The sequence below is a fragment of the Leclercia sp. EC_58 genome, from assembly GCF_019584355.1.
Classification (GTDB): Bacteria; Pseudomonadota; Gammaproteobacteria; order Enterobacterales; family Enterobacteriaceae; genus Enterobacter.
Genome location: NZ_VDAM01000001.1, coordinates 2,814,605 through 2,841,480 on the forward strand (window position 1 = coordinate 2,814,605; position 26,876 = coordinate 2,841,480).

The following is a 26,876-nucleotide window of genomic DNA, read 5'->3' on the forward strand; positions in this document are numbered from 1 at the left end:
TCTAAAAGGTTAAGGGAAAAGTCATGGCAATCCATTTTCGTCGCAGTGCATTACAGGCTGGCGTGGCAGCGCTGATCGCTTCTGCATTCGCCGCACAGGCCGCGGATGTTCCACAGGTAAAAGTCACCGTCAATGATAAACAGTGTGAGCCGATGACCATTACGGTCAACAGCGGTAAAACCCAGTTCATCATCCAGAACCACAGCCAGAAAGCGCTGGAGTGGGAGATCCTCAAAGGGGTCATGGTGGTGGAAGAGCGGGAAAACATCGCGCCGGGCTTTAGCCAGAAGATGACCGCCAACCTTGAGCCGGGCGAATACGACATGACCTGCGGCCTGCTGACCAACCCGAAAGGCAAGCTGATCGTGAAAGGTGCCGCCACCGCCGATGCCGCCAAAGGCGACGCGCTGTTGAGCCTCGGCGATGCCATTACCGCCTATAAAGCGTACGTCACTAAAGAGACTGCGGATCTGGTCGCGGGCACCAAAGCCTTTACCGACGCGGTGAAAGCGGGCGATATCGAAAAAGCGAAATCCCTCTATGCGCCGACCCGTCAGCACTACGAGCGTATCGAGCCGATTGCCGAGCTCTTCTCGGATCTCGATGGCAGCATCGACGCCCGTGAAGACGACTACGAGCAGAAAGCTGCCGATCCGAAATTCACCGGTTTCCACCGTCTGGAGAAAGCACTGTTTGGCGACAATTCCACCAAAGGGATGGAGCAGTACGCGGAGCAGCTGAACAGCGACGTGCTGGAGCTGCAAAAACGCATCAGCGAACTGGCCTTCCCGCCGTCAAAAGTGGTGGGTGGCGCGGCAGGGCTGATTGAAGAAGTGGCCGCCAGCAAAATCAGCGGGGAAGAAGACCGCTACAGCCATACCGACCTGTGGGACTTCCAGGCCAACGTCGAAGGCGCGCAGAAGATCGTTGACCTGCTGCGTCCTCAGCTGCAAAAAGATAACAGCGCCCTGCTGGAAAAAGTGGATGCCAACTTTAAGAAAGTGAATACCATTCTGGCGAAGTACCGCACCAAAGAGGGCTTTGAGACTTACGACAAGCTGACCGATGCCGACCGTAACGCCCTGAAAGGGCCGATTACCACCCTGGCGGAAGATCTGGCTCAGCTGCGCGGTGTACTGGGTCTGGACTAAGTTGATGAACAAGCATGACGAGTACGACGTGGCTGAACCTTCACGACGTCGGTTGTTAAAAGGGGTAGGGGCGCTTGGCGGCGCCCTTGCTCTGGCGGGTGGCTGTCCGGTGGCGCATGCGGCAAAACCGCAGAGTGCGCCGGGCACGCTCTCCCCGGATGCGCGGATGGAGACCCAGCCGTTTCACGGCCTGCATCAGGCCGGGATCTTAACCCCGCAGCAGGCATCAATGATGCTGGTGGCCTTTGACGTGCTCGCCAGCGATAAAAGCGAGCTGGAGCGTCTGTTCCGTCTGCTGACCCAGCGCATTACCTTTCTGACCACCGGCGGCCCGGCGCCTGAGACACCGAACCCGCGTCTGCCGCCGATGGATTCCGGTATTCTGGGGAGCTATATCGCCCCGGATAACCTCACCATGACGGTGTCGCTGGGGGCATCGCTTTTTGATGACCGCTTTGGTCTGGCGGCGCAGAAACCGAAATCGTTGCAGAAGATGGTGCGCTTCCCGAATGACTCCCTGGATGCGGCGTTGTGCCATGGCGATCTGCTGATCCAGATCTGCGCCAATACTCAGGACACGGTGATCCACACCCTGCGGGATCTCATCAAGCACACCCCGGATCTGTTAAGCGTGCGCTGGAAGCGGGAAGGGTTTATCTCTGACCACGCCGCGCGCAGCAAAGGCAAAGAGACCCCGGTGAACCTGCTCGGCTTTAAGGATGGCACCGCCAACCCCAACAGCCAGGATGGGCCGTTAATGGATCGGGTGGTGTGGGTGACCGCCGATCAGGGCGAACCGGCCTGGGCGGTGGGCGGCAGCTATCAGGCTGTACGCATTATCCAGTTCCGCGTGGAGTTCTGGGACCGGACGCCGCTGAAAGAACAGCAGACCATTTTTGGCCGCGACAAGCAGAGCGGTGCGCCGCTGGGCATGAAGAACGAGCACGACGTGCCGGATTACGCCAGCGACCCGGAGGGCAATGTTATCGCCCTCGACAGTCATATCCGCCTCGCCAACCCGCGTACGCAGGAGACTGAACAAAACCTGATGATGCGCCGGGGTTACAGCTACTCGCTGGGGGTGACCAATTCCGGTCAGCTGGATATGGGGCTGCTGTTTGTCTGCTTCCAGCACGATCTGGAGAAGGGCTTCTTGACCGTGCAGAAGCGCCTGAACGGCGAGGCGCTGGAGGAGTACGTCAAACCCATCGGCGGAGGCTACTTCTTTGCGCTGCCTGGCGTACAGGATAAAAACGGCTGGCTTGCCCAGGGACTGCTTGAGACCTGATTCCCGTCCCGCTTACCCCTTAAGCGGGACAGTTTTTTCACGTCCCGCTATCTCTTTGTTATAATTCTGTAATATCCCCATAGCAGACTAAGTATCGCTGTCAGGCGAATCTTAAAAGTTGCATTCAGGTAAAAATAATGTTGCATTCATGCTAAATCCTGATGTACTTAGATTAAGAAAGCGGTAAACCTTACAGTGAACATGAATCACTCTGGAGATCGCGAATGGTTGGGTCCTCAACTGGACATGGTAAACGCAACAACCGCAGCACACGGCGCGGAGGCCCACACTCCGGCAGCGATCTCTTCACCGAAAAATTCTCCCCCTCCACAGCAAATCCTGATTTTTCCGACCTGACGAATGGTGAGCATAGCGATTCGGCCGGGTCATTTAACCAAGCAAGCTATGGCTTAGAAGGAAGCCAACCCTCAGATGTTTGTTCGCCTAATCGCACCGACTCTGGTGCGAGTGATGAATACCAACAACTCAAGGTGCTATCCATGGGAAGACAAAAAGCAGTGATCAAAGCTCGTCGTGAAGCAAAACGTGTGCTGAGACGGGATTCACGTAGTCATAAACAGCGTGAAGAAGAGTCGGTCACCTCGCTTGTGCAGATGAGTGGTGTTGAAGCAATTGGCATGGCGCGGGACTGCCGTGATACGACCCCGATTGCGGCACGCAACGACGCTCAGGCGCAGTACCTGAATGCTATCGAGAGTAAGTCGCTCATTTTCGCCACCGGGGAAGCCGGTTGCGGGAAAACGTGGATAAGTGCAGCCAAAGCGGCGGAGGCGCTGATTCATAAGGACGTCGATAAAATCATTGTCACCCGTCCGGTACTGCAGGCCGATGAAGATCTCGGCTTCTTGCCAGGCGATATTTCGGAGAAATTTGCCCCGTACTTCCGGCCCGTTTATGACGTGCTGGTGAAGCGTCTGGGGGCCTCTTTTATGCAGTACTGCCTGCGTCCCGAAATCGGTAAGGTTGAAATTGCGCCGTTCGCCTATATGCGCGGACGTACATTTGAAAATGCAGTTGTGATTCTCGACGAGGCTCAGAACGTAACTGCTGCGCAAATGAAGATGTTCTTAACGCGCCTCGGGGAGAACGTGACGGTTATCGTCAATGGCGATATCACCCAGTGCGACCTGCCGACGGGCGTTCCGTCCGGGCTGAGCGACGCGCTGGCACGTTTTGAGGAAGATGAGATGGTGGGCATTGTGCGTTTCAATAAAGACGACTGCGTGCGCTCGGCGCTGTGCCAGCGGACGCTGCAGGTCTATTCCCGGTAATGGCATAACCTTCTCGTTTTACTTTCTTCTGCAATCCCTTCCCGGCGCAATGCCGGGAAGCTGCGTCTGTCGAAACACTTCTGTTGGGTTGTCTATTTAAAGATCACATTATGATGATGTCATACTTATTTCGTATAGAAAATACCGGGTATTACGCAACGTTTTGCTGTATCTATAAGTCTTAACGTTAATTCAAAGGGTCTTTTTAATAAAAAGTGCAGAGGTGTGATATTAAATCATAATACCCACAAAATATGTATGAAAATCATGATCAGGCTAATTATAAATAATCGATTAAACGTGAATGTTGTCACAATTCATTACTGCCATGCGAATATTAAGTTGGTCTCTTTCCGGCTATTATCTATGTTTCGTAGTTATCCAAACACAATTCTATAAAGAAACTTCCAGGGAATCCGTTTTCTCTGGACCATCACGCTGAGGGCCATACATGAACGAACTGGTTGGTGCAATTAATGGTGTTATCTGGAGCCCGGCGTTAATATTTTTATGCCTGGGTGTCGGCCTCTATTTCTCATTGCGTAGTCGCTTTCTGCAATTACGCCATGTTAAACACATGGTCGCGCTGATGTTTCAGGGGCGCGCCACCGATGCAGGGGTGTCGTCGTTTCAGGCACTGACGATGACGCTGGCAGGACGTGTGGGGACCGGGAATATCGCCGGCGTAGCGACCGCCATTACCTTTGGTGGTCCTGGCGCGCTGTTCTGGATGTGGATGGTAGCCTTTTTGGGTGCCAGCTCTGCTTTTGTTGAATCCACGCTGGGTCAGGTTTATAAAGAGAAAATTAACGGTGAATATCGTGGCGGTCCTGCCTTTTATATTGAAAAAGGGCTGGGCGTAAAATGGTATGCATGGTTATTTGCTGTAGTGACTATTTTCTCCTGCGGTTTATTACTTCCAGGTGTACAGGCAAACTCTATTGGTGCCAGCCTGGATATTGCCTTTGGACTTAATCCGAATGTTACCGCCGCATTATTGGCCATACTGTTAAGCTTCATTATTTTCGGTGGTGTAAAAAGGATCGCCAGCTTTAGCAGCATGGTCGTTCCTTTTATGGCGCTCGGTTATATTATTGTGGCCTGCGTTATTATCGCTATTAATATTGAACAGCTGCCTTCCGTAATTCTGCTGATCTGGAAAAGTGCATTTGGCCTTGAAGCGGGCTTTGGCGCCGTTCTGGGGCAGGCGATCATGTGGGGCGTTAAGCGCGGGGTTTATTCCAACGAGGCGGCGCAGGGTACAGGGCCACATGCTTCATCAGCAGCCGAAGTCAGTCATCCGGCAAAACAGGGGCTGGTTCAGGCTTTCTCAGTCTATATCGACACGCTGTTCGTCTGCTCCGCTACCGGGTTTATGCTGTTGATCACCGGGTTGTATAATGTTCAGGGCGTCGACGGCGCGGCAATCTACACCGGCATCGCAGGCGTGGCGGCAGGCCCTGGCTATGTGCAGACCGCGATGGAAAGTATGATGCCTGGTTTTGGTAACTACTTTGTCGCCATTGCGCTGTTCTTCTTTGCCTTCACCACTATTATTGCCTACTACTATATTGCTGAAACAAATATTGCCTTTATCAACCGCAAAATTAACCGCCCATGGCTGACGTTCTTGCTGAAAATATTCCTGTTAACCTCCACGGTATATGGCACCGTGCGTACTGCGGATCTGGCATGGGGGCTGGGCGATATTGGGGTCGGATTGATGGCGTGGCTTAACATTATTGCAATTGTTCTTTTACATAAAAAAGCATTTGCCAGCCTTAAAGATTATGAAGCGCAGAAAGCGCAAGGTATCGATCCACAATTTGACCCGATCCGGCTTGGGATTAAAAATGCCGATCACTGGGTTAAGGAACGTAAAGATGAAACGGGTGTGAACCCGGATCAGACATCTCCTCTGCCGGGAGGCCGGACGGTAAGTTGATGGTGCGAAAAAAGCCCGTACGCAAGTACGGGCTTTTTTAATGGCGTTGTGAGGAAAAGCTCCCCCCACAAGCATGTAATATGCGAAAAAAAAGCCCGCATTTTCATGCGAGCTCTTCTTTAAATATGGCGGTGAGGGGGGGATTGACTCGCTGCGCTCGCCCTACGGGCAGCCCACTCACTGCGTTCGCGGTCTGTCCAACTGGCTGCGCCAGTTGTCGAACCCCGGTCGGGGGTTCTCATCCCCCCCAGGCGTGCAATATGCGAAAAAAAAGCCCGCATTTTCATGCGAGCTCTTCTTTAAATATGGCGGTGAGGGGGGGATTCGAACCCCCGATACGTTGCCGTATACACACTTTCCAGGCGTGCTCCTTCAGCCACTCGGACACCTCACCATATTGTTTTGCTGCCTTTCCTCTCGGGGGCAACGGGGCGCTACTATAGGGAGTCAGGCTAAAACGGTCAAGCAGATTTTCTGCTTTACTGCGCGTTCGGTTAAGCAATAAGCAGCTCCACGGTTTTCAGGCCGTGGAGCGGGCGATTAGCGCTGTGAATCGAGTGCTTCCCCGTTCTTCACCACCTCTTGCGCTTTACCGTAGCTTTCAATCAGCAGCTGATAAGCCGGGAAGATATGGGTATAGACTTCTGCCCATTGCATTGCATCTTCACGATTCCAGGTGCGCTGGATCTCCGAGGCGACGGCGGCAGTATCCATCGGCACGACGCCAGCCTGGACGATACGCGCCAGGGTGATCTCCTGCGCCATTTTACTGTAGGTGCCCGAAGCATCGATCACCGCAAACACTTTATAGCCGTCAGCCACCGCGCTGATCGACGGGAAGGCCATGCAGACGCTGGTAATGGTACCGGCGATAATCAGCGTTTTGCGCCCGGTCGCCTTCACAGCAGCGACGAAGTCCGGATTATCCCAGGCGTTGATCTCACCCTTACACGCCACGTACTGCGCATGGGGCGCATTGGCGTGGATCTCCGGGATCAGCGGCCCGTTTGGCCCTTGCGGTACGGAGGCAGTGGTGATCACCGGGATATTCGCAAGAGTAGCGATTTTTGCCAGCGCCGCGGCGCGGGCACGCAGCTCCGGCATCGGCATATCACCCACGGTCTGGAACAGGCCGCTCTGGTGATCGATAAGCAACATCACCGCATCATTCACATCAATAGCCGGACGGGCACCGTTAAAGTTAGCAGGGGTAGACATGATTCTCTCCTTTATTACATTCAGATCTGGCCGAAGCGGCCGGAATTGAAATCGCGAACGGCTTCGGCGATTTCGGTTTTACTGTTCATCACAAATGGACCATAGCCCACAATCGGCTCATTCAGCGGCTCACCGGCCATCAGCAGCACTTTGGCGTCGCTGCTGGCTTCCAGATGCAGCTTCTCCCCTTGCTGGCTCAGCACCACCAGTTGGGCTTCGCCCGCCTGCTCGGTGCCGTTTACCGTCACGCTGCCCTCAAGCACTACCAGCGCGGTGCTCCAGCCCTCGGGTTGGCTGAGCGTAAGGTGGCTACCCTGATGCAGGGCGATGTCCCAGACGTTCAGCGGCGAGTAGGTGTGCGCCGGACCGGTGGTCTCCTCGTAGCGTCCGGCGATCACCCGTAGCGATCCGCCGTTGTCAGGCAGTGTCACCACCGGGATCTGACGTTTTGTGATGCTCTGATAGCCCGGTGCCGCCATCTTGTCCTTCGCGGGCAGGTTGACCCACAGCTGCAACATTTTTAGCTCCCCTCCGTTTTGAGCAAAGGCGCTGGAGTGGAACTCCTCATGCAGGATGCCGGCGCCTGCGGTCATCCACTGCACGTCACCCGGGCCAATCACGCCGCCTTTACCGGTTGAGTCGCGGTGCTCAACTTCGCCGGAATAGACGATGGTCACCGTTTCAAAACCGCGGTGGGGATGCTGGCCCACACCGCGTTTCGCACCATCCGCCGGGAAGGAATAAGGCCCGGCATAATCCAGCAGTAAAAACGGGCTCAGTGGCTCACCGTGGGTCTGGTATGAAAACATTGAACGCACCGGGAAACCGTCGCCAACCCAGTGCGGCCGGGGTGCGGTATAAATGCCTGTTACGTTTTTCATCGTTTTCTCCTGTGTTCTGTTGATGTAATTAGCTTATATTCAGGGTTAATATCCCGGTAGATAGTGAAAATGACATGGACTGTTCCATTTATGGAACGATGAGGACGTTATGCAGGATCTCAATGATTTCGCGTGGTTTGTCAAAGTGGTCGAACACGGTGGTTTCGCGGCAGCCGGGCGGGCGCTCGACCTGCCAAAATCCCGACTCAGCCGACGGATTGCCCAGCTGGAGGCACGGCTTGGGGTACGTCTGATCCAGCGGACAACGCGGCAGTTTACGGTTACTGAAGTGGGGCAGACCTTCTATCAGCACTGCAAGGCGATGCTGATAGAAGCCGAGGCAGCGGAGGAGGCGGTCGCGGCCTTGCAGGCGGAACCGCGCGGCCTGGTGCGGATCACCTGCCCGGTTACGCTGCTGCACGTCCACGTCGGACCGATGCTGGCTAAATTTATGGCGCATTACCCCGGAATTAACCTCCAGCTTGAGGCGACCAACCGGCGGGTGGATCTGGTGGCTGAGGGCGTTGATATCGCCATCCGTGTGCGTCCTCGCCCGTTTGATGATAGCGATCTGGTGTTGCGGGTGCTTGCAGACAGAGGGCACTGCCTGGTGGCGAGTCCGCAGTTGATCCAGCGTCTGGGTATGCCGACCATGCCATCGGAGCTCAGCGCCTGGCCCGGGCTGAGTCTGGGGGAGGGGAGACAGGTTCATAAGTGGGCGTTAAGCGGGCCGGAGGGGGCGAAAGCGGAGATCCATTTTCAGCCGCGCCTGATGACTACCGATATGCTGGCGCTACGGGAAGCGGCGATAGCGGGCGTGGGGCTGGTGCAGTTACCCATTTTGATGGTCAAAGAGCAGCTGGCGTCCGGGGCATTAATAAAAGTGCTTGAAGAGTGGGAGCCACGGCGAGAAGTGATCCATGCGGTCTATCCCTCCCGGCGCGGGCTGTTGCCGTCAGTCAGGACACTGGTGGATTTTTTGACCGAGGAGTATGCGCGGATGGTAGAGGAGTGAAGCCAGGTTTGGGTTTCGTAGGTCGGGTAAGCGTAGTGCCACCCGACGCTTCCAGAGCGCGCGCTGTTGCATTAAGGCAAAACGCCTGATGGCGCTGCGCTTATCAGGCCTACGGGATCGAGGCTGGCTTTGGGTTTCGTAGGTCGGGTAAGCGTAGCGCCACCCGACATGTACTGGCTGTCGCCAGTTGTCGAACCCCGGTCGGGGGTTCTCATCCCCCCAGCGGAGAATATAAAAGAAAAAAGCCCGTACTTTCGTACGAGCTCTCATCTTGAATATGGCGGTGAGGGGGGGATTCGAACCCCCGATACGTTGCCGTATACACACTTTCCAGGCGTGCTCCTTCAGCCACTCGGACACCTCACCATATTGTCATCCCGTTGTTGCTGGGACGGGCGCTAATGTAAGGAAAAGCCTGACTTACGTCAATCAACTTTTTCAGTAAATTAGCGCGTTCAGACAAACTTCAGCCAACATGATTTTTAATTGCGCTGAAAGTGCCTTTTTTATCAGCAAAGACCCCACACCCAAAATTTGTTATGCTGCAATCCAGTTGATAATGAACATAAAACAGCGCAACAGAAGGCAATCGCAATGGACATTATTTTTTATCACCCGACATTTGATAACGCTTACTGGATAAAAACACTTTCGGCGGCGCTGCCGGGCGCGCGGGTTCGGGAGTGGAAGCGCGGCGATAACGAACCCGCAGATTATGCCCTGGTGTGGCACCCTCCGGTTGAGATGCTGCAGGGGCGAAACCTGAAAGCGGTGTTTGCCCTTGGGGCAGGGGTGGACTCGATCCTCAGCAAGCTCAAGGCGCACCCGGAAATGCTGGCGGAGTCGATCCCGCTGTTTCGCCTGGAAGATACCGGCATGGGCCAGCAGATGCAGGAGTATGCGGTCAGCCAGGTGCTGCACTGGTTCCGCCGCTTTGACGATTACCAGGCGCTGAAACAGCAGGCCCGCTGGGAGCCGCTGGCCGACTATCAGCGCGAAGATTTTACCATCGGGATCCTCGGGGCAGGGGTGTTGGGATCGAAAGTGGCCGAAGCGCTGGCACCGTGGGGCTTCCCGCTGCGCTGCTGGAGCCGCACCCGTAAAGACTACCCTGGCGTCACCAGCTTTGCCGGGAAGGAAGAGTTGCCGCAGTTTTTAGACGGCACGCGGGTGCTGATTAACCTGCTGCCGAATACGGCTGAGACGGTCGGTATCATTAATAAGGCGCTTATCAACCAGCTGGCGGACAACAGCTACCTGATGAACCTGGCGCGTGGTGTACATGTGGTGGAAGCCGATCTGCTGGCGGCGCTGGAGAGCGGCAAGCTGAAAGGGGCGATGCTGGATGTCTACAGCAAAGAGCCGTTACCGGCGGACAATCCCCTGTGGGCGCACCCGCGCGTAGCCATGACACCGCACATTGCGGCGGTGACGCGTCCGGCAGAAGCCATCGACTATATCGCCCGCACCATCTCGCTGCTGGAGAAGGGCGAGCAGGTCACCGGCCAGGTCGACAGACAGCGCGGTTACTGAGTCAAACCCGGCGATTGCCGGGTTTTTGCTGATAAACGCCCGTGATAACTGCTATCCTTTGGGAAACACGAGAGGAGAGAACGATGTACCCCGTTGACCTGCATATGCATACCGTCGCCAGTACCCACGCCTACAGCAACCTTCATGACTACATCGCCCAGGCAAAACAGAAGAACATTAAGCTCTTTGCGATCACCGATCATGGCCCGGATATGGCAGATGCGCCGCACTATTGGCACTTTGTGAACATGCGCATCTGGCCGCGGGTGGTGGATGGCGTCGGGATCCTGCGCGGCATTGAGGCCAACATCAAAAATACCCAGGGCGACATTGATTGTACCGGCCCAATGCTCACCTCTCTGGATCTGATCCTCGCCGGTTTCCATGAGCCGGTTTTCGCTCCTCAGGATCAAGCTACCCATACCGAGGCGATGATCGCCACTATCGCCAGCGGTAACGTACATATCATCAGCCATCCGGGGAACCCGAAATACCCGATTGATATTCAGGCGGTCGCGCAGGCGGCGGCGGAGCATCGCGTGGCGCTGGAGATCAACAATTCCTCCTTTATTCACTCCCGTAAAGGTAGCGAAGCAAACTGCCGGGCAGTGGCGGCTGCGGTGAAGGAGGCCGGTGGCTATGTGGCGCTGGGCTCCGATTCCCATACCGCCTTCACGCTGGGCGATTTTAGCGAATGCCGCAAAATCCTCGACGCGGTGGACTTCCCGGAAGATCGCATCCTGAACGTCTCCCCGCGCCGGCTACTCGATTTCCTGGAGTCGCGTGGCATGGCGCCAATCAATGAATTTGCTGATTTTTAACTGTGTAATGGACTAAATAAATGAATGAGTTTTCCATCCTCTGTCGCGTACTGGGTTCTCTCTATTATCGCCAGCCGCAGGATCCGCTGCTGGTGCCGCTGTTTACCTTGATCCGCGAAGGCAAGCTGGCCCAGAACTGGCCGCTTGAGCAGGATGAGTTGTTGCTGCGTCTGCAAAACAGCTGCGACATGCAGCAGGTCGCCGCCGACTACAATGCGCTGTTTGTTGGGGAAGAGTGCCGCGTGTCGCCGTATCGCTCTGCCTGGGAAGAGGGCGCGACCGAAGCCGAAGTGCGCGCATTCCTCTCTGAACGCGGAATGCCGCTGACCGATACCCCAGCCGACCACCTCGGCACGCTGCTGCTGGCGGCCTCGTGGATTGAAGATCATGCGGCGGAAGATGAAAACGAGGCGCTGGAAACCCTCTTCGGGGAGTACATCCTGCCCTGGTGCGGGACGTTCCTCGGGAAGGTTGAAGCGCACGCCACTTCATCTTTCTGGCGCACCATGGCGCCACTGACCCGCGATGCTATTGCCGCAATGTGGGATGAGCTACAGGAAGAGAACGAAGAGTGATTTAGATCACTATCTGAATGTAACGGCAAATCTCAATTTGCATATTATGTGTTCCTGATCTCATTTAATGGCCGCGTATCTGTTAAGATGCGCGCCATGAACATTCTACTTTCTATCGCAATCACGACAGGCATCCTCTCCGGTTTATGGGGCTGGGTTGCCGTCTCTCTCGGACTCCTCAGTTGGGCGGGCTTCCTTGGCTGCACGGCCTATTTCGCCTGCCCGCAGGGGGGCGTGAAGGGGCTGTTTATCTCGGCCTGTACGCTGATGAGCGGCGTGGCGTGGGCGATGATTATCATCCACGGCAGCGCGCTGGCACCTCATCTGGAAATCGTTGGCTACGTTATGACCGGCGTGGTGGCGTTTTTGATGTGTATTCAGGCAAAACATCTGCTGCTCTCGTTTGTGCCCGGTACCTTTATGGGGGCCTGCGCCACCTTTGCAGGGCAGGGGGAGTGGCGACTGGTGGTGCCTTCGCTGGCGCTGGGGCTGGTGTTTGGCTACGCCATGAAAAACAGCGGCCTGTGGCTGGCGGCGCGCAGGGAGAAGACGCGAAACGTCACGGCGTTGAGCGAATAAAAAAGGCGAGACCAGGGTCTCGCCTTTTTAATGCGCTTTCTGTCAGGATTCTGGCGGCGTCGACATCTCGCGGTATTTCGCCAGAATATCGTTTTTCACTTCATTTTTGTTTTGCAGGTCCCACAATCCGCGATCGATACCGTCGTTAATCAGGAAGATCACCCCGGTTTCGATAGCAGACATCAGGCAGAGCATGACCGGCTCGTTAGAGGTATAACCGATTTCGCCCTCCAGCAGACGCTGGTAGTCGATGAAACGGAACACCCCGGCCTGCACTTCATACGAGAGAATGGTTTTGCTGGTGGTCACGGAAGACAAAATCTCGCCGGTACTGACGTTGACCACTCGCAGGTTCACCGCAATCTGGTCAAGCTGGTACTGCGTATCGCCGCCAATACCGAAATACCGGGCCCCCACACCGCCCGATTTCACGTTACTTTCGTAGCCGATAATTGAACCTTCTACCATCACGTTCGCTGCTGTAAGCGAATGCAACGGAATACGGTTGTTCATCGCCACGGTGCCGTTATCCTGCGCAGCACGAATGATCTTACGTTCGTTGAGCAGGTTTTGCAGCCCCTGACGTTCCAGAGGAATAAACCAGCGAGAATCTTTTAACGCAGTAACCAGCATGGCGGTGGCGCTCTGCGGTACAGCCGTTGAGAAGTTACTTGCCGGATACGGTTTAAATTGCCCGGTTTCATCCTGAATATTATAAACCGACACGTAGATCTTACCCGTTGGCAATGGCAATTTGGTTAAATCACGATAGCTCTGGGCGCGAGGCATTAATGTCGGTTTTGCTGCTTCTTTTGGAGGAGCAGTTAAACAGCCGCTCAATAAGCACACTGCAACAAGGAGGAGAAAGCGCTGCATGATTATTATCCTTATCTCGACATTATTTAAAAGTCGGTAGAACCGCTTTGCAAGCCAGCAACCTGAATGGTGGACGTTTTCCCCGTTTTGCGGTCTGTCACGTTCAGCTGCATTTGTCCGTCCGCATTGGCAATGTCGACAATAAAGTCGCTGGTCACCATACGGCCGGGTTTGCCGGTATTAATATTGGTCAGCAGCCCGCCCAGAACCTGGGCCTGGATTGCCTGGGTAAAGTTATCCAGCGCACTCGGGGTTTCAATCCCGAAGTCGTCAGAGCCTGGATCCGTATAAGAGTTTTGTGCCTGGGCCGAGTTTAAAAGAAAAGAACCGTTATTAGGGTTTCCACCAAAGTTCGGGTTGCGGAACTGGAAGGTCATATTTCCGGCCCAGCTCAGAGATGGAATAAGCATTAAAGCTACTACTGCATGGACAACACGCATGGATGCCTCCGAATTAAAATTCGTCTGGTGCTAAATCGCCCGTACCCAGCAGAGCTTTATCGATCTGCAGGCGATTTAATGCCTCTTCGGTTTGAGCCAGAGCAAAGACCACATTTTTATCCAGGTCAGTTTTCGTGGGGAATAAAAAGGTCTGGAATATAACGTCCTGATTAACCGTTATGGTGATCCAGCTTCCCCAACGTGCGCTGGGCCGTTCATTGATAGTTAAGTTACCGGGATAATCACTTTCCCATTTGTCGCTGAAGCCGCGATAAAAAGCATGGCCGACTGCGGAGACGGTGTGGTCAGTTAACAATCCCGGGATCTCTACTTCAACCGCATGAAGATTCCCGGCAGCAAGCCATAAGCCTGCTGCGGCAATCAAACTCACTGTGCGTTTCATACTGTTAACGCCTGAGGTTATCATTCGCCCATGAAACCGCCTGAGTCCGGTTTTTGACAGCTATCTTCTTGAAAAGATTGTAAAGATGAGTCTTAACCGTATTTTCGCTGATAAATAACGAACGGGCGATTTCAATATTTGAAGCACCGATACGTAATTTATTCAGAATCTCTTTTTCGCGATGGGTCAGCAAAGCGGACTCTGAACTGTTATAGCGATAATTTCCGGAGTGCGTTATGAGGTAGCTGGCAAGTTTCTGCGAAAAGTAACATTCACCACGCAGTACCCCCTGCAGGCCCTCAACCACGCGCGTTTCGTCCTCATTGACATAAAAGACGCCATTGATATGTGGCCAACTTTCAATATCCCTGAAGGGGTATTCTTCCGGGGTATTTAACAACAACACACGGATATTGTTGTTTTTTCTGCTTAAAATATCTTGCCAGTATTGGATAAGTTTTTTATCCGCTTCCATCATATCGAAAAGAATAATGCTACCAGGCGCAATGTCATCGAAAGAGCGTTGAATGCTATGCAATTTTCCGCTCAACGATAAACTATGCTTTAAATGCTGTAGTAAAGCTGTCGCTTGTAAAGAAGGTTTGGTCACTAACAATAAAGTCTGACCATGCAAGCTTTGGACTTCATTAAACATGATGAAACCCCTTTTTATGAAACACCTGGCAGCTGCCCCCAATATATTATTGGGGGCACCAGAAGTACTGACAGATGTTGCACTGCTGTGTGTAGAAAAAAGACCATATCCCTTAGAGAGAAGGGAGAATTAATTCGCAATGCCGAACTTCTGTTTTCAATCTAGCTTTAACGTTTTTTAAAGCAAGTGTTAAACGTGTAACAGGATGTAAAAATCAATATTACTTTGTAAAAAATGAGTTCATAAATTGATTAAGAATCATCAAAAAGTTGTACATTACGATATTGATGCACACATTTTAAAAATCATAAAAATTCACTCAAGTGATTGATTGTAATGATTAATGTAAATTGAAGGCTATTAGCGATAAGGTATGAGACAGGGCAAAACGCTAAGCCTATTTTTACAATATGTAAACGTCTTAAGAAATCACGGACTTTGTCACGCAATCATGGATATATTCCGTTTCCTCTCCTCTGGACCAGACGAAACGGCAAATCCACGCATTTGAGGTTTTCCATTTTTGCAAAGGGAAAATGGCCCTTGCTAACCCCCTGTAAAATCGTTGTATCGCCACGGTATTTAATTTTAATTAATACTTTGGGGTGAACGGAAGAATAAAAATACAACTGGCGGGTGAGATATTAAAATTGTTTCGGCAGACATACTCTTCATCGTAACGCCGGGTTAACAAAATATTTGCTCTTGTTAACGCAGTTATTATACCACCAGGTCCAGGGTGATAACATGAAGAACAAGTTGTTATTGATGTTGACATTACTGGGTGCACCTGGATTTGTTTTCGCAGCGACTGATTTAGCTTCGGCAGAATACAATTTCGCGGTTAATGAGCTGAGTAAATCCTCATATAACCAGGCTGCAATCATTGGACAAGTTGGCGTAAATAATAACGCTAACGTTCAACAAAACGGCCAGAAACTGTTGTCTGTCGTTTCTCAGGAGGGCGGAAATAATCGGGCGAACATTGATCAATCAGGGAGTTATAACCTTGCTTATATTGATCAAAAAGGGAACTCGAACAATGCGAGTATTAATCAAGGTGCATATGGTAATACCGCAGTGATTATTCAGAAAGGTTCTGGTAATAAAGCGAATATTACGCAGTACGGTACGCAAAAAACGGCAGTTGTAGTACAGAGACAGTCGCAAATGGCAATTCGCGTCATCCAACGCTAGCTATTGAGCGATAATTAATCAATCCGATGGGGGCTTTACAATGAAACTTTTAAAAGTGGCAGTAATTGCAGCAATCGTGGTTTCTGGCAGTGCTATGGCTGGTTCTGTTCCACAGTGGGGTAATAACCATGGTGGTAACGGAAATAACAATGTCAGCCCAGAATCGCTGACCGTTTATCAATATGGTGGCCGTAACAATGTGGACGCTTTGCAAAGCGATGCACGTGGCTCTGAAATCACCGTTCGTCAGAATGGCTTCGGTAACGATGCCGATCTGTCTCAGGGTGCTGACAGCAGCGAAATCAGCCTGACCCAGCGTGGCCAGGGTAACGAAGCAACCATCAGCCAGTGGAGCGGTCGTGACCTCTCCGCGACTGTAAGCCAGTCTGGTGGTCGTAACGAAGTCGATCTTCGTCAAACTATGAACGGCGCTTCTGCTAACATCACTCAGGTTGGCTTCGGCAACACCGTGACTGCTGGTCAGTACTAATACTGCCGCTGTACGTCGAAAAAACAGGGCTGAGGCCCTGTTTTTTTTTGGGAGATGATAATGAATACTCTTTTACTACTTGCCGCGCTGACCAGTCAGATTACCTTTCAGACCTCCACCGAAGGTGAGAACGTGACCATTATTCCTCAGGTGACCGTCACAGAACCGTGTTTATGCCAGGTACAAATCCTCACCTCGCGCAGTGGCCCGGGCGGGCAGAGCACCTCGCGTCAGCAAAACACCGTCTCGTTACCGGCAAATAAAACGGTCAATCTTTCCCGTATGACTCTTAATTCCGGACCCAATGACAAGATAAACGTTATTGTGACGGTCTCGGATGGTAAGTCGTTGCATCTGTCGCAACAGTGGCCACCGTCGAAAGCCTGATGTTTAAAACATTCACAAAATCAATATATTGATTAAAGTGGCGCGGATGTTATTCCATTGTTATTCTCATGTTGCTGGCGTCGTCGATGCCAGTCGACAGCCCTCCATGAAGGGCGTTGTTTAAGCGTCAGGGACGATTATCATTGAGGATTACACTGATGGTTTCGTCCCGTATCACCCTGGCCGCAGCCTTTGTTGCTGCGGTCACGCTTACCCCAGTCTGCACGGCCAATGTCATTCATTTTATCGGACGGATTGTCGAAGATCCCTGTAATGTCACGCCTGATGGGCGCGCCTTAACCGTCTCCTGTCCGCAGAACAATAAAATGTCTGTTCAACAGGTCAGCTATAAAGATGCGCTCGAGGGCAGGGTGAATGCCGCAGATCTTGCCACTGTCAGCATGAGGTACATCAACCCGGAAAAATCGCTCGCCATTGTGCTGGTTGACTACCGCTGAGGCAGGGCCGTTTTCTCTTAACCGGACTTCCACAACCCAACCTCTGCGATACACTTAAGAAAAAACGGTATGCAGAGGTTGATTATGTACTCCCGAATTGAAGTCTTTCATGGTGATATCACCACGCTGCATGTGGATGTGGTGGTTAACGCAGCCAATCCTTCTTTGATGGGCGGTGGTGGCGTGGACGGCGCCATTCATCGGGCGGCAGGCCCCGCCCTGCTGGAGGCGTGTAAGCTGGTGCGCCAGCAGCAGGGCGAGTGCGCCCCGGGGCAGGCGGTGATTACGCTTGCCGGAAACCTGCCCGCCAAAGCGGTGATCCACACCGTTGGTCCCGTCTGGCACGGGGGAGAGCATCACGAAGCGCGGATTCTGGAGGAGGCCTACCGCAACAGCCTGAACCTGGCGGCGGCCAACGGTTATCAGACTCTCGCCTTCCCGGCAATCAGCACTGGCGTTTATGGCTATCCCCGCGCAGCGGCGGCTGAAATCGCCGTTAATACGGTTTCGGATTATCTCACCCTCAAGCCTCTGCCGGAGCGGGTATACTTTGTCTGCTATGATGAAGAAAATGCCCGACTATACAAGCGACTGCTTACCCAGCGAGGACAGGAAACCGACGCATAACACGCGACTTGGACGCGCGATTGCACCGGTCAGCTCTGCACATCCCGGCCTTTGTGGGCTTCTCCCTCTTGATAACAGTCTCGATGCCTTCGCCTGCCGTTACCGGCTGGTGGAGATGGCGGAAAAGACGCTGGATGTGCAGTACTACATCTGGGAAGACGACATGTCAGGACGCCTGTTGTTTTCCGTCTTATTATCCGCTGCCATGCGCGGGGTCCGCGTGCGTTTGTTGCTCGACGACAACAATACCCAAGGGCTGGACAGCATCCTGCGCCTGCTGGATGCACATCCCAACTTTGATGTCCGGCTGTTTAATCCCTTTTCGTTCCGCTCCCTGCGCGCGCTGGGCTATCTCACCGACTTTGCCCGTCTCAATCGCCGGATGCACAACAAGAGTTTCACCGTGGACGGCGAGGTCACCATTATTGGCGGGCGAAACATCGGGGATGCCTATTTTGGCGCAGGCGAAGAGCCGCTCTTTTCCGATCTGGACGTGATGGCCACAGGCCCGGTGGTGCAGGATGTGGCCAACGATTTTGAGCGCTACTGGAACTGCGCGTCGGTCTCCACGCTCCAGCAGGTGCTGGAACTTTCCGAGGCGGAAATTGAAGACAAAATCCATCCGCCTGAGGAGTGGTATCGCGACGACATCACCCGTCGTTATCTGGATAAATTACAGTCCAGCGACTTTATTACCAACCTCGAGGCGGGCAAACTGCCGCTGATTTGGGCTAAAACCCGGCTACTTAGCGACGATCCGCGTAAAGGGCAGGGCCGGGCAAAGCGGCACTCGCTGCTGCCCCAGCGCCTGATGGGGGTGATGGGCTCACCGTTGCAGCAAATCGATATCATCTCCGCTTATTTTGTCCCTACCCGGGCGGGGGTGGCGCTGCTGCTGCAGATGGTGCGTAAAGGGGTGAAAGTCGCTATCCTCACCAACTCGCTGGCAGCGAACGACGTCTCCGTTGTGCATGCCGGTTACGCCCGCTGGCGAAAAAAGCTGTTGCGCCACGGCATTGAGCTTTATGAACTAAAGCCCATTCAGGATGGCGTACCGCCGGCGCACGACCGCGGCATCACCGGGAACTCCGGCTCCAGCCTGCATGCCAAGACGTTCAGCGTCGACGGCGAGAAAGTGTTTATCGGTTCACTTAATTTTGATCCCCGTTCAACCATGCTCAATACCGAGATGGGCTTTGTCATTGAAAGCGAAAAGCTGGCAAGGATGATCCATACCCGGTTCGTGCGCAGCCAGCGCCATGAAGCCTGGCAACTCCGGCTGGATAAAATGGGACGTCTGAACTGGATTGAGCGTAAGGAGGGGCAGGAGATCGTGCATAAAAAGGAGCCCAAAACCCGCTTCTGGCAGCGGATGCTGGTGCGCCTGGCCTACTGGCTGCCGGTAGAATGGCTGCTGTAATGACGCGCCGGTTCAGCGACCGGCGCGCAACGGCTTAGCTGGTGACCTGCGGCGTTTTTTCCGTTTTGCTGGCCGGTTTGCCGGAAAAGAGAAAGCGCAGCAGCGGAATACGCAGATGAATTTCATACAGCACAATCGCAATGCCCACCACAAACACCAGCCCACAGATAAAGCCCAGCAGGTTAGAGTTGATATGCGGCGTAATGTAGGCGCCAAAGAACAGCGTTAACGGATGGTGCACCAGATAAATGAACAGCGAGGCGTTGACGAAATAGGTGACGCGCGCCGATTTAAAGTTCAGCAGGCGGTGACCCAGGGCAAAGACCACGTTCACCATCCACAGTCCCAGCAGCATGGTGATCACACTTTCGGTTTCATACATCCACGCATCGCCGCTGCCATAACGCTGGTTAAGCAGATAAGCGATAAACGCCAGTAGCGCGCCGAGCGTACAGCCGCGTGACGGAGTAGTAAACAGCGCTTTCAGCTTCGGATGCACAAACGCCAGGGCGCCAATCAGGAAGAAGGGCAGGTAGAAGAGCGTCTGCATCACCACAAAGCTAAACAGGCCGTCGCTGAGGATCGGTGAATAGATAATTAAAAGCGTGCGGCGCAGCGCGGCATAGACGATACCCAGGATTAAAAACAGTACCGACAGCTTGCCCCAGGTAATATCGGCAAAAAACGCCTCCGACCGGGCGCTGAGATGATGGCGCATGCGGCTGAAGAGCCACAGGCTGACCGTGGTCATCACCACCAGCACCAGCAGGAACCACAGGTGAGAAATCAGTTCCCAGGCGAGGGTGTTGTATTTATCGTACAGCGACAGGGTGTGCCAGCTCTCCGCTTTGCCTTTGACATGTTGCAGCATAATGAATTGCGGCAGCGTCAGCAGGGGAATGGCGGTAAGCATCGGAATACCGACGCGTTCCACGCGCACTTTCCACCAGCGCTTGAGCGGATAGCGCAAAAAAAGCATGTAAGAGAAGTAGCCCGAAATAACGAAAAAGACCTGCATCCGGAAGGAGTGGATAAAATCGTTAAACAGCGTCAGCCACCACGACGACTCTGCACTATTGACGTGCCAGACGTGGCTCGAATAAATCAAGGAAATATGAAACGGGATCCCCAGCAGCATGAGCCATGCCCGGATGGAATCAAGGAAATATTCGCGTTGTGCGGGTACGGTACTCATATGACGTTGCGCATTCTCAGACTTTTCGTCTTATCCCTAAGACCAATAGTGTTTACATTCGGTGCCAACCCTACACGAAGTCTGACACACTGTCTCCAGGATAAGCACGCAAAGTGAAAACGGGTTACTTTCACTTGCTTAAACCATGAGCCAGCACGCTGAACAAAGCGGTGATTATGTTGTCGGAATGCCTGATTTTCCATTAAAATGGATCGGATCGATATAAGCACACAAAGGGGGAAGTGCTTACTTATTATGAAACATAAACCACAAATGATGAAAATGCGTTGGTTAGGAGCGGCAGTCCTGTTGTCTCTGTATACCTCATCGGCCCTGGCCTTTACCATCGACGACGTCGCAAAACAGGCAAAATCGATGGCCAGTAAAGGGTACGAAGCGCCAAAAAGTAACTTACCCTCCGTTTTCCGCGACATGAAATATGCGGACTATCAGCAGATCCAGTTTAATCACGATAAAGCCTACTGGAATAAAATAAAAACCCCGTTCAAGCTCGAGTTTTATCATCAGGGGATGTACTTCGACACGCCTGTCACCATTAATGAAGTGACCTCTAACGCGGTACGCAAAATCAAGTACAGCCCGGACTACTTTAATTTCGGCAATGTGCAACACGACAAAGACACCGTGAAAGATTTGGGCTTCGCGGGCTTTAAAGTGCTTTATCCCATCAACAGTAAAGATAAAAACGACGAAATTGTCAGCATGTTGGGGGCAAGCTATTTCCGTGTGATTGGCGGCGGCCAGGTTTATGGCCTCTCTGCGCGTGGTCTGGCGATCGATACCGCGCTGCCGTCCGGGGAAGAGTTCCCACGCTTTCGCGAGTTCTGGCTCGAGCGTCCAAAACCAACCGACAAGCGCCTGACCATCTATGCACTGCTGGATTCCCCACGCGCAACGGGCGCCTATCGCTTTGTCATTATTCCTGGCCGCGATACGGTGGTCGACGTGCAGTCTAAAGTCTATCTGCGCGATAAAGTCGGCAAACTGGGCGTTGCCCCGCTGACCAGCATGTTCCTGTTCGGGCCAAACCAGCCTTCTCCTGCCACCAACTTCCGCCCGGAACTGCACGACTCTAATGGTCTGTCGATCCTTGCGGGCAACGGTGAGTGGATCTGGCGTCCGCTGAACAACCCGAAACACCTGGCGGTAAGTAGCTTCAGCATGGAGAACCCGCAGGGGTTTGGTCTGCTGCAGCGCGGTCGTCAGTTCTCCCGTTTTGAAGATCTGGACGATCGTTACGATCTGCGCCCAAGCGCCTGGATCACTCCGAAAGGCGAGTGGGGCAAAGGCAAAGTTGAGCTGGTAGAGATCCCAACCAACGACGAAACCAACGACAACATCGTCGCGTACTGGACGCCAGACCAGCTGCCGGAAGCCGGTAAAGAGATGAACTTCAACTACAGCATCACCATGAGCCGCGATGAAGACAAGCTGCATGCGCCGGAAAGCGCGTATGTTCTGCAGACTCGCCGCTCAACAGGGGATGTGAAACAGTCCAATCTGATCCGCCAGCCTGATGGCACCATCGCGTTTGTTGTCGATTTCACCGGCCAGGATATGAAGAACCTGGCGCCGGAAACTCCGGTCACGGCTCAGGCGAGCATTGGTGACAATGGTGAGATCGTTGAGAACAGTGTGCGTTATAACCCGGTCACCAAAGGCTGGCGTTTAACTCTACGCATTAAAGTGAAAGACGCGAAACAGCCGACTGAGATGCGTGCCGCCCTGGTCAACGCCGATCAGCCGTTGAGTGAAACCTGGAGCTATCAGCTACCTGCCAATGAATAAGATAACTGAGTATATCGATGCCATGCCGCTGACCGATATCGAGAAGGCGGCACTGCCGAAGGGTGACATCAGCGCGGTTCACACCGCGCTGGATGCCGATCATCATCCGTTTACGCGTGAAGATGATACCCCGCTGGGCTCGGTTAAAAGCCGTCTCGAACAGGCCTGGCCCGATTCACTGGCCGAAGGCCAGCTGATCCGCGATGACGAAGGGCGCACCCAGCTTGAGGCGATGCCGAAAGCGACGCGCTCCTCCATGTTCCCGGATCCCTGGCGCACCAACCCGGTGGGCCGTTTCTGGGATCGCCTGCGTGGCCGCGACACCAATCCGCGCTACCTCTCTCGCCTCTCTAAAGAGCAGCAGGCCAGTGAGGAAAAATGGCGTACCGTCGGCAGTATTCGCCGCTACATCCTGCTGCTGTTAACCATTGCACAGACCGTCGTCGCTACTTGGTATATGAAGACGATCCTTCCGTACCAGGGCTGGGCGCTGATCAATCCGGCCGATATGTTCGACCAGGATCTGCTGGTCTCGTTTATGCAGCTGCTGCCTTATATTCTGCAAAGCGGCATCCTGCTGCTGTTCGCCATTCTCTTCTGCTGGGTATCGGCCGGTTTCTGGACTGCGCTGATGGGCTTCCTGCAGCTGCTGATAGGCCGGGATAAGTACAGCATTTCGCACTCGACGGTGGGGGATGAACCCCTCAATCCTCAACACCGTACCGCGCTTATCATGCCTATCTGTAACGAAGATGTGGATCGCGTTTTTGCCGGCCTGCGCGCCACCTGGGAGTCGGTGAAAGCCACCGGTAACGCCGAGCACTTCGACGTTTACATCCTGAGTGACAGCTACAATCCGGACATCTGCGTGGCAGAACAGAAAGCGTGGATGGAGCTTATCGCCGAAGTGCAGGGCGAAGGGCAGATCTTCTACCGTCGTCGTCGTCGCCGTGTGAAGCGTAAAAGCGGTAACATCGATGACTTCTGCCGTCGCTGGGGTAGCCAGTATAGCTATATGGTGGTGCTGGATGCCGACTCGGTGATGACCGGTGAGTGTCTGACGGGCCTTGTGCGCCTGATGGAAGCGAACCCGAATGCCGGGATCATTCAGTCTTCGCCGAAAGCGTCAGGTATGGATACGCTCTATGCGCGTTGCCAGCAGTTTGCGACCCGCGTCTACGGGCCGCTGTTTACTGCCGGTCTGCACTTCTGGCAGCTGGGTGAGTCGCACTACTGGGGGCATAACGCCATTATCCGCGTGAAGCCGTTCATTGAGCACTGTGCGCTGGCGCCGCTGCCGGGCGAGGGCTCGTTTGCGGGTTCTATCCTGTCGCACGACTTCGTGGAAGCCGCGCTGATGCGCCGTGCCGGTTGGGGAGTATGGATCGCCTATGACCTGCCGGGCTCTTATGAAGAGCTGCCGCCGAACCTGCTGGATGAGCTGAAGCGTGACCGCCGCTGGTGTCACGGGAACCTGATGAACTTCCGTCTGTTCCTCGTGAAAGGGATGCACCCGGTACACCGCGCCGTGTTCCTGACCGGCGTAATGTCCTACCTCTCAGCGCCGCTGTGGTTTATGTTCCTGGCCCTGTCCACCGCCCTGCAGGTGGTACACGCCCTGACCGAGCCGCAGTACTTCCTGCAGCCGCGCCAGCTGTTCCCGGTCTGGCCGCAGTGGCGTCCTGAGCTGGCGATAGCGCTCTTTGCCTCGACGATGGTGCTGCTCTTCCTGCCGAAGCTACTGAGTATTGTGCTCATCTGGTGCAAGGGCTCGAAGGAGTACGGTGGTTTCTTCCGCGTGACGCTCTCCCTGCTGCTGGAGGTGTTGTTCTCCGTGCTGCTGGCGCCGGTGCGTATGCTGTTCCACACCGTGTTTGTGGTCAGCGCGTTCCTCGGCTGGGAAGTGGTCTGGAATTCGCCGCAGCGTGACGATGACTCTACCCCGTGGAGTGAAGCCTTTATGCGTCACGGCTCGCAGATGCTGCTCGGTCTGGTCTGGGCGGTGGGCATGGCGTGGCTGGACTTGCGCTTCCTGTTCTGGCTGGCGCCGATTGTCTTCTCGCTGATCCTCTCCCCGTTTGTGTCGGTGATCTCAAGCCGTTCAACGGTGGGGCTGCGCACCAAACGCTGGAAACTGTTCCTGATCCCGGAAGAGTATTCCCCGCCGCAGGTGCTGGTGGATACAGACAAGTACCTGGAGCTCAACCGCAGCCGTTCGCTGGAAGATGGGTTTATGCATGCGGTGTTTAACCCGTCATTCAACGCCCTGGCCATCGCCATGGCGACTGCCCGTCACCGTGCCAGCCGCGTGCTGGAGATCGCACGCGATCGTCACGTTGAGCAGGCGCTGAACGAGACGCCGGAGAAGCTGAACCGTGATCGTCGTCTGGTGCTGCTAAGCGATCCTGTCACCATGGCGCGGATGCATCATCGTGTCTGGGCCGCCCCGGAGAAATACTCTTCGTGGGTGAACTATTACCAGACGCTGAAGCTGAATCCGCAGGCGTTGAAAGCGAAGTGATGTGTCGGATGGCGCTACGCTTACCCGGCCTACAAAATCTGTAGGCCCGTGCAAGCGCAGCGCCGACGGGCAAATAAATACCGGCTCTTGAGCCGGTATTTTTATCTTTCGAGGTACTGGATGAGATTTTTCATCGTCATTACGATGGCGCTCCTGCTGAGCGGCTGCGGCAGTATTATCAGCCGGACGATCCCAGGGCAGGGACACGGCAATCAATACTACCCGGGCGTGCAGTGGGACGTTCGCGACTCCGCATGGCGCTACCTGACGGTGCTGGATCTGCCGTTCTCGCTGGTCTTTGACACGCTACTGCTGCCCATCGACGCTCAGCACGGGCCCTATGAGTAATTAACGCTCATCCCACTCATCCGCTGCGGTTTGCCCCTCTTCGGTATCCAGCGGCGGCTCGAGCTGGAATTCACCCTCATCCCATTCATGCAGGGTGTTCTCTTCCAGCCACTCCTGACGCAGCTCAATCTCGTCATAATCGCCATCAAACACCGCCTGAGCTGCTTCGCCGCTCAGTACGGGCAGGCACTCGCCGTCTTCGCCGTCATCGGCAAAAAATTCGGCCTGCCACATAATGTCCCCATCCTGCATGACATATTTCTGGATATTGAGTTGCTCAATATTCGCGTCATCTTCCTCAATGCCGGGATTATCAGCGAGAAACTCCTCGCGTGCGGCATCAATCGCTTCCTCTAAAGTGGCAAACATAGTCATCGGCGTCTCCCTGTGAATTGACGTGGTGTTCAGGGAAAGAATAGCTGATTCTCCATAATTGCAAGTATGAAAGCAGTAAAAGCCTTCACGCAGCTCTCTTAATCGGAAGAAGAGACCTTATCTGATTAAGGAATAGCCCTGGGCCGACGCACGGCACGGGACAGACTGAACCACGAATAGATGGCGTTGAAAAGCACCACGCAGGCGGTGACGATAAACACCGCACGAAAACCGTAGTTGGCGGCAATACCGGCGCCCAGAAGAGGGCCGGTGACGTTACCGATATCGCGGAACGACTGGTTATAGCTGAAGATGCGTCCGGCTATCTGATTGGTGGAGTTATAGACCAGCAGGGTCTGCACCGCAGGCAGCAGGGCGCCATCGGCCGCCCCGAGTAAAAAGCGCAGAACGCCCAACTGCCACGGCGATTGCACGAATGACATCGGGATGAGGAGCAGCACGGAGATCACCAGCGCGACGATCAGGATCCTTTCCGGACCAATCCGATCGCCCAGTTTCCCCAGCCGCGGGGCGCTGATCAGGGCAGCCACGCCGGGCACCGAGGCAATCATGCCGCTGATAAAGGCGATATTGCCCACGTGCCCGGCCAGGTCGCGCACGTAGAGCGTCAGGATCGGCGCAATGGAGCCGGTAGCGACCTGAATAATCATGGTGGTGACAAACAGGCTGATGACCAGGCGAGAATTTTTAAGCGAGGCAAAGACCTCGCGGGCATGCAGCATCTCTTTTTTCGGCACCGGGGTAAAATTTTCCCGGATACAGAATAAGGTCACCAGGAAGCAGGCAAACAGAACGCCCGCGGTGATAAAAAATACTGGCCGCAAACCGTAGCTATCCGCCAGTAATCCCCCGGCCAGCGGGCCAAGCAGGGCACCACTCACCGCACCAGTGGAGAGGGTTCCCAGCGCCCAGCCGCTTTTATGGCGGGGAATTTGCGTGGCGATGAGTGCGTTGGCATTGGGTACAAAGCCGCCCAGCAGCCCCAGCAGCGCGCGTAACACCAGAAACTGCCAGATGTTTTGCGCCAGCCCCATCAGCAGCATGATGATGGCCATCCCCAGCGCCGAACGCAGCAGCATAATTTTGCGCCCTTTGCGGTCGGCCAGCCCGCCCCAGAACGGTGAGGCGATGGCGGAGAAGAGAAACGTGATGCTGAACACCAGTCCGGACCACATATTGAGCGCGCTGTGGCCGCTGACGCCGAGCTGTTCTACGTAGAGCGGCAGAAAAGGCATCACCAGGCTAAATGCAGCGCCCGTAAGAAAGCAGCCCAGCCAGGCAACCATGAGGTTCCGCTTCCAGTTTATTGGCGTTTCTGAGGGAGACATAGCTATCCGCGTTATGATGCGCAGCGGC

27 protein-coding genes, 2 tRNA genes and 1 other RNA gene are annotated in these 26,876 nt (G+C 54.3%); 18 read left to right on the forward strand and 12 right to left on the reverse strand.

Features of this window, described 5'->3' with window-relative positions; translation table 11 throughout:
* Positions 1 to 23 precede the first annotated feature (23 nt).
* From efeO to FHC51_RS13745, 4 genes are all read left to right on the forward strand, one after another.
* The gene (gene efeO, locus FHC51_RS13730) at positions 24 to 1,151 is read left to right on the forward strand and encodes an iron uptake system protein EfeO (protein ID WP_103823668.1); all 1,128 of its coding nucleotides are present in this window, start codon (positions 24 to 26) and stop codon (positions 1,149 to 1,151) included.
* 4 nt (positions 1,152 to 1,155) lie between these two features.
* The gene (gene efeB, locus FHC51_RS13735; RefSeq protein WP_220435788.1) at positions 1,156 to 2,439 is read left to right on the forward strand and encodes an iron uptake transporter deferrochelatase/peroxidase subunit; all 1,284 of its coding nucleotides are present in this window, start codon (positions 1,156 to 1,158) and stop codon (positions 2,437 to 2,439) included.
* Between the two features lie 500 nt (positions 2,440 to 2,939).
* Positions 2,940 to 3,731, forward strand: coding sequence for a phosphate starvation-inducible protein PhoH (gene phoH / locus FHC51_RS13740; RefSeq protein WP_220435789.1), 792 nt, complete (start codon positions 2,940 to 2,942; stop codon positions 3,729 to 3,731).
* 451 nt (positions 3,732 to 4,182) lie between these two features.
* Positions 4,183 to 5,676: a sodium:alanine symporter family protein gene (locus FHC51_RS13745; protein WP_220435790.1), complete on the forward strand. Its 1,494-nt coding sequence runs from the start codon at positions 4,183 to 4,185 to the stop codon at positions 5,674 to 5,676.
* A 126-nt stretch (positions 5,677 to 5,802) separates the two neighbouring features.
* On the opposite strand, the gene FHC51_RS13750 is transcribed toward FHC51_RS13745, so the two are convergent.
* From FHC51_RS13750 to FHC51_RS13765, 4 genes are all read right to left on the reverse strand, one after another.
* Positions 5,803 to 5,939: non-coding RNA, RtT sRNA (locus tag FHC51_RS13750), on the reverse strand.
* A 43-nt stretch (positions 5,940 to 5,982) separates the two neighbouring features.
* A tRNA-Ser gene (locus FHC51_RS13755) sits at positions 5,983 to 6,070 on the reverse strand.
* A 146-nt stretch (positions 6,071 to 6,216) separates the two neighbouring features.
* Positions 6,217 to 6,894 carry an isochorismatase family protein gene (locus FHC51_RS13760; protein ID WP_220435791.1) on the reverse strand — a complete coding sequence of 226 codons (678 nt, stop codon included), beginning with the start codon at positions 6,892 to 6,894 and terminating at the stop codon, positions 6,217 to 6,219.
* A 20-nt stretch (positions 6,895 to 6,914) separates the two neighbouring features.
* On the reverse strand, positions 6,915 to 7,775 hold the full coding sequence (locus tag FHC51_RS13765; protein ID WP_220435792.1) for a pirin family protein: 861 nt from the start codon (positions 7,773 to 7,775) through the stop codon (positions 6,915 to 6,917).
* A 109-nt stretch (positions 7,776 to 7,884) separates the two neighbouring features.
* On the opposite strand from FHC51_RS13765, the gene FHC51_RS13770 reads away from it, so the two are divergent.
* The gene (locus FHC51_RS13770; RefSeq protein ID WP_156238367.1) at positions 7,885 to 8,790 is read left to right on the forward strand and encodes a LysR family transcriptional regulator; all 906 of its coding nucleotides are present in this window, start codon (positions 7,885 to 7,887) and stop codon (positions 8,788 to 8,790) included.
* 278 nt (positions 8,791 to 9,068) lie between these two features.
* Here FHC51_RS13770 and FHC51_RS13775 read toward each other — a convergent pair.
* Positions 9,069 to 9,156 (reverse strand) — tRNA-Ser (locus FHC51_RS13775).
* 228 nt (positions 9,157 to 9,384) lie between these two features.
* On the opposite strand from FHC51_RS13775, the gene ghrA reads away from it, so the two are divergent.
* The 4 genes from ghrA to FHC51_RS13795 all read left to right on the forward strand — a co-directional run bounded on the left by ghrA (position 9,385) and on the right by FHC51_RS13795 (position 12,298).
* On the forward strand, positions 9,385 to 10,323 hold the full coding sequence (gene ghrA / locus FHC51_RS13780) for a glyoxylate/hydroxypyruvate reductase GhrA (RefSeq protein ID WP_220435793.1): 939 nt from the start codon (positions 9,385 to 9,387) through the stop codon (positions 10,321 to 10,323).
* Between the two features lie 83 nt (positions 10,324 to 10,406).
* The gene (locus FHC51_RS13785) at positions 10,407 to 11,144 is read left to right on the forward strand and encodes a phosphatase (RefSeq protein ID WP_103823676.1); all 738 of its coding nucleotides are present in this window, start codon (positions 10,407 to 10,409) and stop codon (positions 11,142 to 11,144) included.
* A gap of 20 nt (positions 11,145 to 11,164) precedes the next feature.
* On the forward strand, positions 11,165 to 11,719 hold the full coding sequence (locus FHC51_RS13790) for a molecular chaperone (RefSeq protein WP_103179043.1): 555 nt from the start codon (positions 11,165 to 11,167) through the stop codon (positions 11,717 to 11,719).
* Between the two features lie 96 nt (positions 11,720 to 11,815).
* Positions 11,816 to 12,298, forward strand: coding sequence for a DUF1097 domain-containing protein (locus tag FHC51_RS13795; protein WP_201304715.1), 483 nt, complete (start codon positions 11,816 to 11,818; stop codon positions 12,296 to 12,298).
* Between the two features lie 42 nt (positions 12,299 to 12,340).
* Here FHC51_RS13795 and csgG read toward each other — a convergent pair whose 3' ends face one another.
* The 4 genes from csgG to csgD are packed head-to-tail and all read right to left on the reverse strand — an operon-like array spanning position 12,341 to position 14,672.
* Positions 12,341 to 13,174 (reverse strand): curli production assembly/transport protein CsgG, encoded by an 834-nt coding sequence (gene csgG, locus FHC51_RS13800; RefSeq protein ID WP_220435794.1) that lies wholly within the window; start codon positions 13,172 to 13,174, stop codon positions 12,341 to 12,343.
* Between the two features lie 26 nt (positions 13,175 to 13,200).
* The gene (csgF, locus tag FHC51_RS13805) at positions 13,201 to 13,614 is read right to left on the reverse strand and encodes a curli production assembly/transport protein CsgF (protein WP_103823677.1); all 414 of its coding nucleotides are present in this window, start codon (positions 13,612 to 13,614) and stop codon (positions 13,201 to 13,203) included.
* A gap of 13 nt (positions 13,615 to 13,627) precedes the next feature.
* On the reverse strand, positions 13,628 to 14,017 hold the full coding sequence (csgE, locus tag FHC51_RS13810; protein WP_156238369.1) for a curli production assembly/transport protein CsgE: 390 nt from the start codon (positions 14,015 to 14,017) through the stop codon (positions 13,628 to 13,630).
* 4 nt (positions 14,018 to 14,021) lie between these two features.
* The gene (gene csgD, locus FHC51_RS13815; protein ID WP_103823679.1) at positions 14,022 to 14,672 is read right to left on the reverse strand and encodes a biofilm master transcriptional regulator CsgD; all 651 of its coding nucleotides are present in this window, start codon (positions 14,670 to 14,672) and stop codon (positions 14,022 to 14,024) included.
* Positions 14,673 to 15,419: 747 nt separating this feature from the next.
* Between csgD and csgB the strand changes: the two genes are divergently transcribed.
* From csgB to FHC51_RS13845, 6 genes are all read left to right on the forward strand, one after another.
* The gene (gene csgB, locus FHC51_RS13820; RefSeq protein ID WP_103823680.1) at positions 15,420 to 15,869 is read left to right on the forward strand and encodes a curli minor subunit CsgB; all 450 of its coding nucleotides are present in this window, start codon (positions 15,420 to 15,422) and stop codon (positions 15,867 to 15,869) included.
* Between the two features lie 40 nt (positions 15,870 to 15,909).
* A complete protein-coding gene (gene csgA / locus FHC51_RS13825; RefSeq protein WP_103823681.1) occupies positions 15,910 to 16,359 on the forward strand; it encodes a curli major subunit CsgA in 450 nt (149 codons plus the stop codon).
* Between the two features lie 60 nt (positions 16,360 to 16,419).
* A complete protein-coding gene (gene csgC, locus FHC51_RS13830; protein WP_103823682.1) occupies positions 16,420 to 16,746 on the forward strand; it encodes a curli assembly chaperone CsgC in 327 nt (108 codons plus the stop codon).
* 158 nt (positions 16,747 to 16,904) lie between these two features.
* Complete coding sequence (locus FHC51_RS13835) at positions 16,905 to 17,204, forward strand: type 1 fimbrial protein (protein WP_255584858.1); 300 nt, start codon at positions 16,905 to 16,907, stop codon at positions 17,202 to 17,204.
* An 84-nt stretch (positions 17,205 to 17,288) separates the two neighbouring features.
* Complete coding sequence (gene ymdB / locus FHC51_RS13840) at positions 17,289 to 17,831, forward strand: O-acetyl-ADP-ribose deacetylase (RefSeq protein ID WP_103823683.1); 543 nt, start codon at positions 17,289 to 17,291, stop codon at positions 17,829 to 17,831.
* Complete coding sequence (locus FHC51_RS13845) at positions 17,767 to 19,251, forward strand: phospholipase D family protein (protein WP_168194521.1); 1,485 nt, start codon at positions 17,767 to 17,769, stop codon at positions 19,249 to 19,251. Before ymdB ends, FHC51_RS13845 begins: the two co-directional genes overlap by 65 nt.
* Positions 19,252 to 19,285: 34 nt before the next feature.
* Here FHC51_RS13845 and mdoC read toward each other — a convergent pair whose 3' ends face one another.
* Entirely contained in the window at positions 19,286 to 20,446 is a 1,161-nt protein-coding gene (gene mdoC, locus FHC51_RS13850; RefSeq protein WP_220435795.1) for a glucans biosynthesis protein MdoC, read from the reverse strand.
* Positions 20,447 to 20,719: 273 nt separating this feature from the next.
* Here mdoC and mdoG point away from each other — a divergent pair, with 273 nt between their 5' ends.
* The 3 genes from mdoG (at position 20,720) to FHC51_RS13865 (ending at position 25,124) form a co-directional block, all read left to right on the forward strand.
* Complete coding sequence (gene mdoG / locus FHC51_RS13855) at positions 20,720 to 22,255, forward strand: glucans biosynthesis protein MdoG (RefSeq protein WP_220435796.1); 1,536 nt, start codon at positions 20,720 to 20,722, stop codon at positions 22,253 to 22,255.
* Entirely contained in the window at positions 22,248 to 24,776 is a 2,529-nt protein-coding gene (gene mdoH, locus FHC51_RS13860; protein ID WP_220435797.1) for a glucans biosynthesis glucosyltransferase MdoH, read from the forward strand. Before mdoG ends, mdoH begins: the two co-directional genes overlap by 8 nt.
* A gap of 120 nt (positions 24,777 to 24,896) precedes the next feature.
* Entirely contained in the window at positions 24,897 to 25,124 is a 228-nt protein-coding gene (locus FHC51_RS13865; RefSeq protein WP_114387444.1) for a YceK/YidQ family lipoprotein, read from the forward strand.
* Here the strand turns inward: FHC51_RS13865 and FHC51_RS13870 are convergent, their stop codons facing one another.
* A complete protein-coding gene (locus tag FHC51_RS13870; protein WP_039032335.1) occupies positions 25,125 to 25,499 on the reverse strand; it encodes a MysB family protein in 375 nt (124 codons plus the stop codon).
* Between the two features lie 125 nt (positions 25,500 to 25,624).
* Positions 25,625 to 26,848: a multidrug efflux MFS transporter MdtG gene (mdtG, locus tag FHC51_RS13875; protein ID WP_220435798.1), complete on the reverse strand. Its 1,224-nt coding sequence runs from the start codon at positions 26,846 to 26,848 to the stop codon at positions 25,625 to 25,627.
* Positions 26,849 to 26,876 lie beyond the last annotated feature (28 nt).

Coding starts and splice junctions, on each gene's coding strand:
- efeO (WP_103823668.1), top strand. CDS start 24: ATGGCAATCCATTTTCGTCGCAGTGCATTACAGGCTGGCGTGGCAGCG.
- efeB (WP_220435788.1), top strand. CDS start 1,156: ATGAACAAGCATGACGAGTACGACGTGGCTGAACCTTCACGACGTCGG.
- phoH (WP_220435789.1), top strand. CDS start 2,940: ATGGGAAGACAAAAAGCAGTGATCAAAGCTCGTCGTGAAGCAAAACGT.
- FHC51_RS13745 (WP_220435790.1), top strand. CDS start 4,183: ATGAACGAACTGGTTGGTGCAATTAATGGTGTTATCTGGAGCCCGGCG.
- FHC51_RS13760 (WP_220435791.1), bottom strand. CDS start 6,894: ATGTCTACCCCTGCTAACTTTAACGGTGCCCGTCCGGCTATTGATGTG.
- FHC51_RS13765 (WP_220435792.1), bottom strand. CDS start 7,775: ATGAAAAACGTAACAGGCATTTATACCGCACCCCGGCCGCACTGGGTT.
- FHC51_RS13770 (WP_156238367.1), top strand. CDS start 7,885: ATGCAGGATCTCAATGATTTCGCGTGGTTTGTCAAAGTGGTCGAACAC.
- ghrA (WP_220435793.1), top strand. CDS start 9,385: ATGGACATTATTTTTTATCACCCGACATTTGATAACGCTTACTGGATA.
- FHC51_RS13785 (WP_103823676.1), top strand. CDS start 10,407: ATGTACCCCGTTGACCTGCATATGCATACCGTCGCCAGTACCCACGCC.
- FHC51_RS13790 (WP_103179043.1), top strand. CDS start 11,165: ATGAATGAGTTTTCCATCCTCTGTCGCGTACTGGGTTCTCTCTATTAT.
- FHC51_RS13795 (WP_201304715.1), top strand. CDS start 11,816: ATGAACATTCTACTTTCTATCGCAATCACGACAGGCATCCTCTCCGGT.
- csgG (WP_220435794.1), bottom strand. CDS start 13,174: ATGCAGCGCTTTCTCCTCCTTGTTGCAGTGTGCTTATTGAGCGGCTGT.
- csgF (WP_103823677.1), bottom strand. CDS start 13,614: ATGCGTGTTGTCCATGCAGTAGTAGCTTTAATGCTTATTCCATCTCTG.
- csgE (WP_156238369.1), bottom strand. CDS start 14,017: ATGAAACGCACAGTGAGTTTGATTGCCGCAGCAGGCTTATGGCTTGCT.
- csgD (WP_103823679.1), bottom strand. CDS start 14,672: ATGTTTAATGAAGTCCAAAGCTTGCATGGTCAGACTTTATTGTTAGTG.
- csgB (WP_103823680.1), top strand. CDS start 15,420: ATGAAGAACAAGTTGTTATTGATGTTGACATTACTGGGTGCACCTGGA.
- csgA (WP_103823681.1), top strand. CDS start 15,910: ATGAAACTTTTAAAAGTGGCAGTAATTGCAGCAATCGTGGTTTCTGGC.
- csgC (WP_103823682.1), top strand. CDS start 16,420: ATGAATACTCTTTTACTACTTGCCGCGCTGACCAGTCAGATTACCTTT.
- FHC51_RS13835 (WP_255584858.1), top strand. CDS start 16,905: ATGGTTTCGTCCCGTATCACCCTGGCCGCAGCCTTTGTTGCTGCGGTC.
- ymdB (WP_103823683.1), top strand. CDS start 17,289: ATGTACTCCCGAATTGAAGTCTTTCATGGTGATATCACCACGCTGCAT.
- FHC51_RS13845 (WP_168194521.1), top strand. CDS start 17,767: ATGAAGAAAATGCCCGACTATACAAGCGACTGCTTACCCAGCGAGGAC.
- mdoC (WP_220435795.1), bottom strand. CDS start 20,446: ATGAGTACCGTACCCGCACAACGCGAATATTTCCTTGATTCCATCCGG.
- mdoG (WP_220435796.1), top strand. CDS start 20,720: ATGATGAAAATGCGTTGGTTAGGAGCGGCAGTCCTGTTGTCTCTGTAT.
- mdoH (WP_220435797.1), top strand. CDS start 22,248: ATGAATAAGATAACTGAGTATATCGATGCCATGCCGCTGACCGATATC.
- FHC51_RS13865 (WP_114387444.1), top strand. CDS start 24,897: ATGAGATTTTTCATCGTCATTACGATGGCGCTCCTGCTGAGCGGCTGC.
- FHC51_RS13870 (WP_039032335.1), bottom strand. CDS start 25,499: ATGACTATGTTTGCCACTTTAGAGGAAGCGATTGATGCCGCACGCGAG.
- mdtG (WP_220435798.1), bottom strand. CDS start 26,848: ATGTCTCCCTCAGAAACGCCAATAAACTGGAAGCGGAACCTCATGGTT.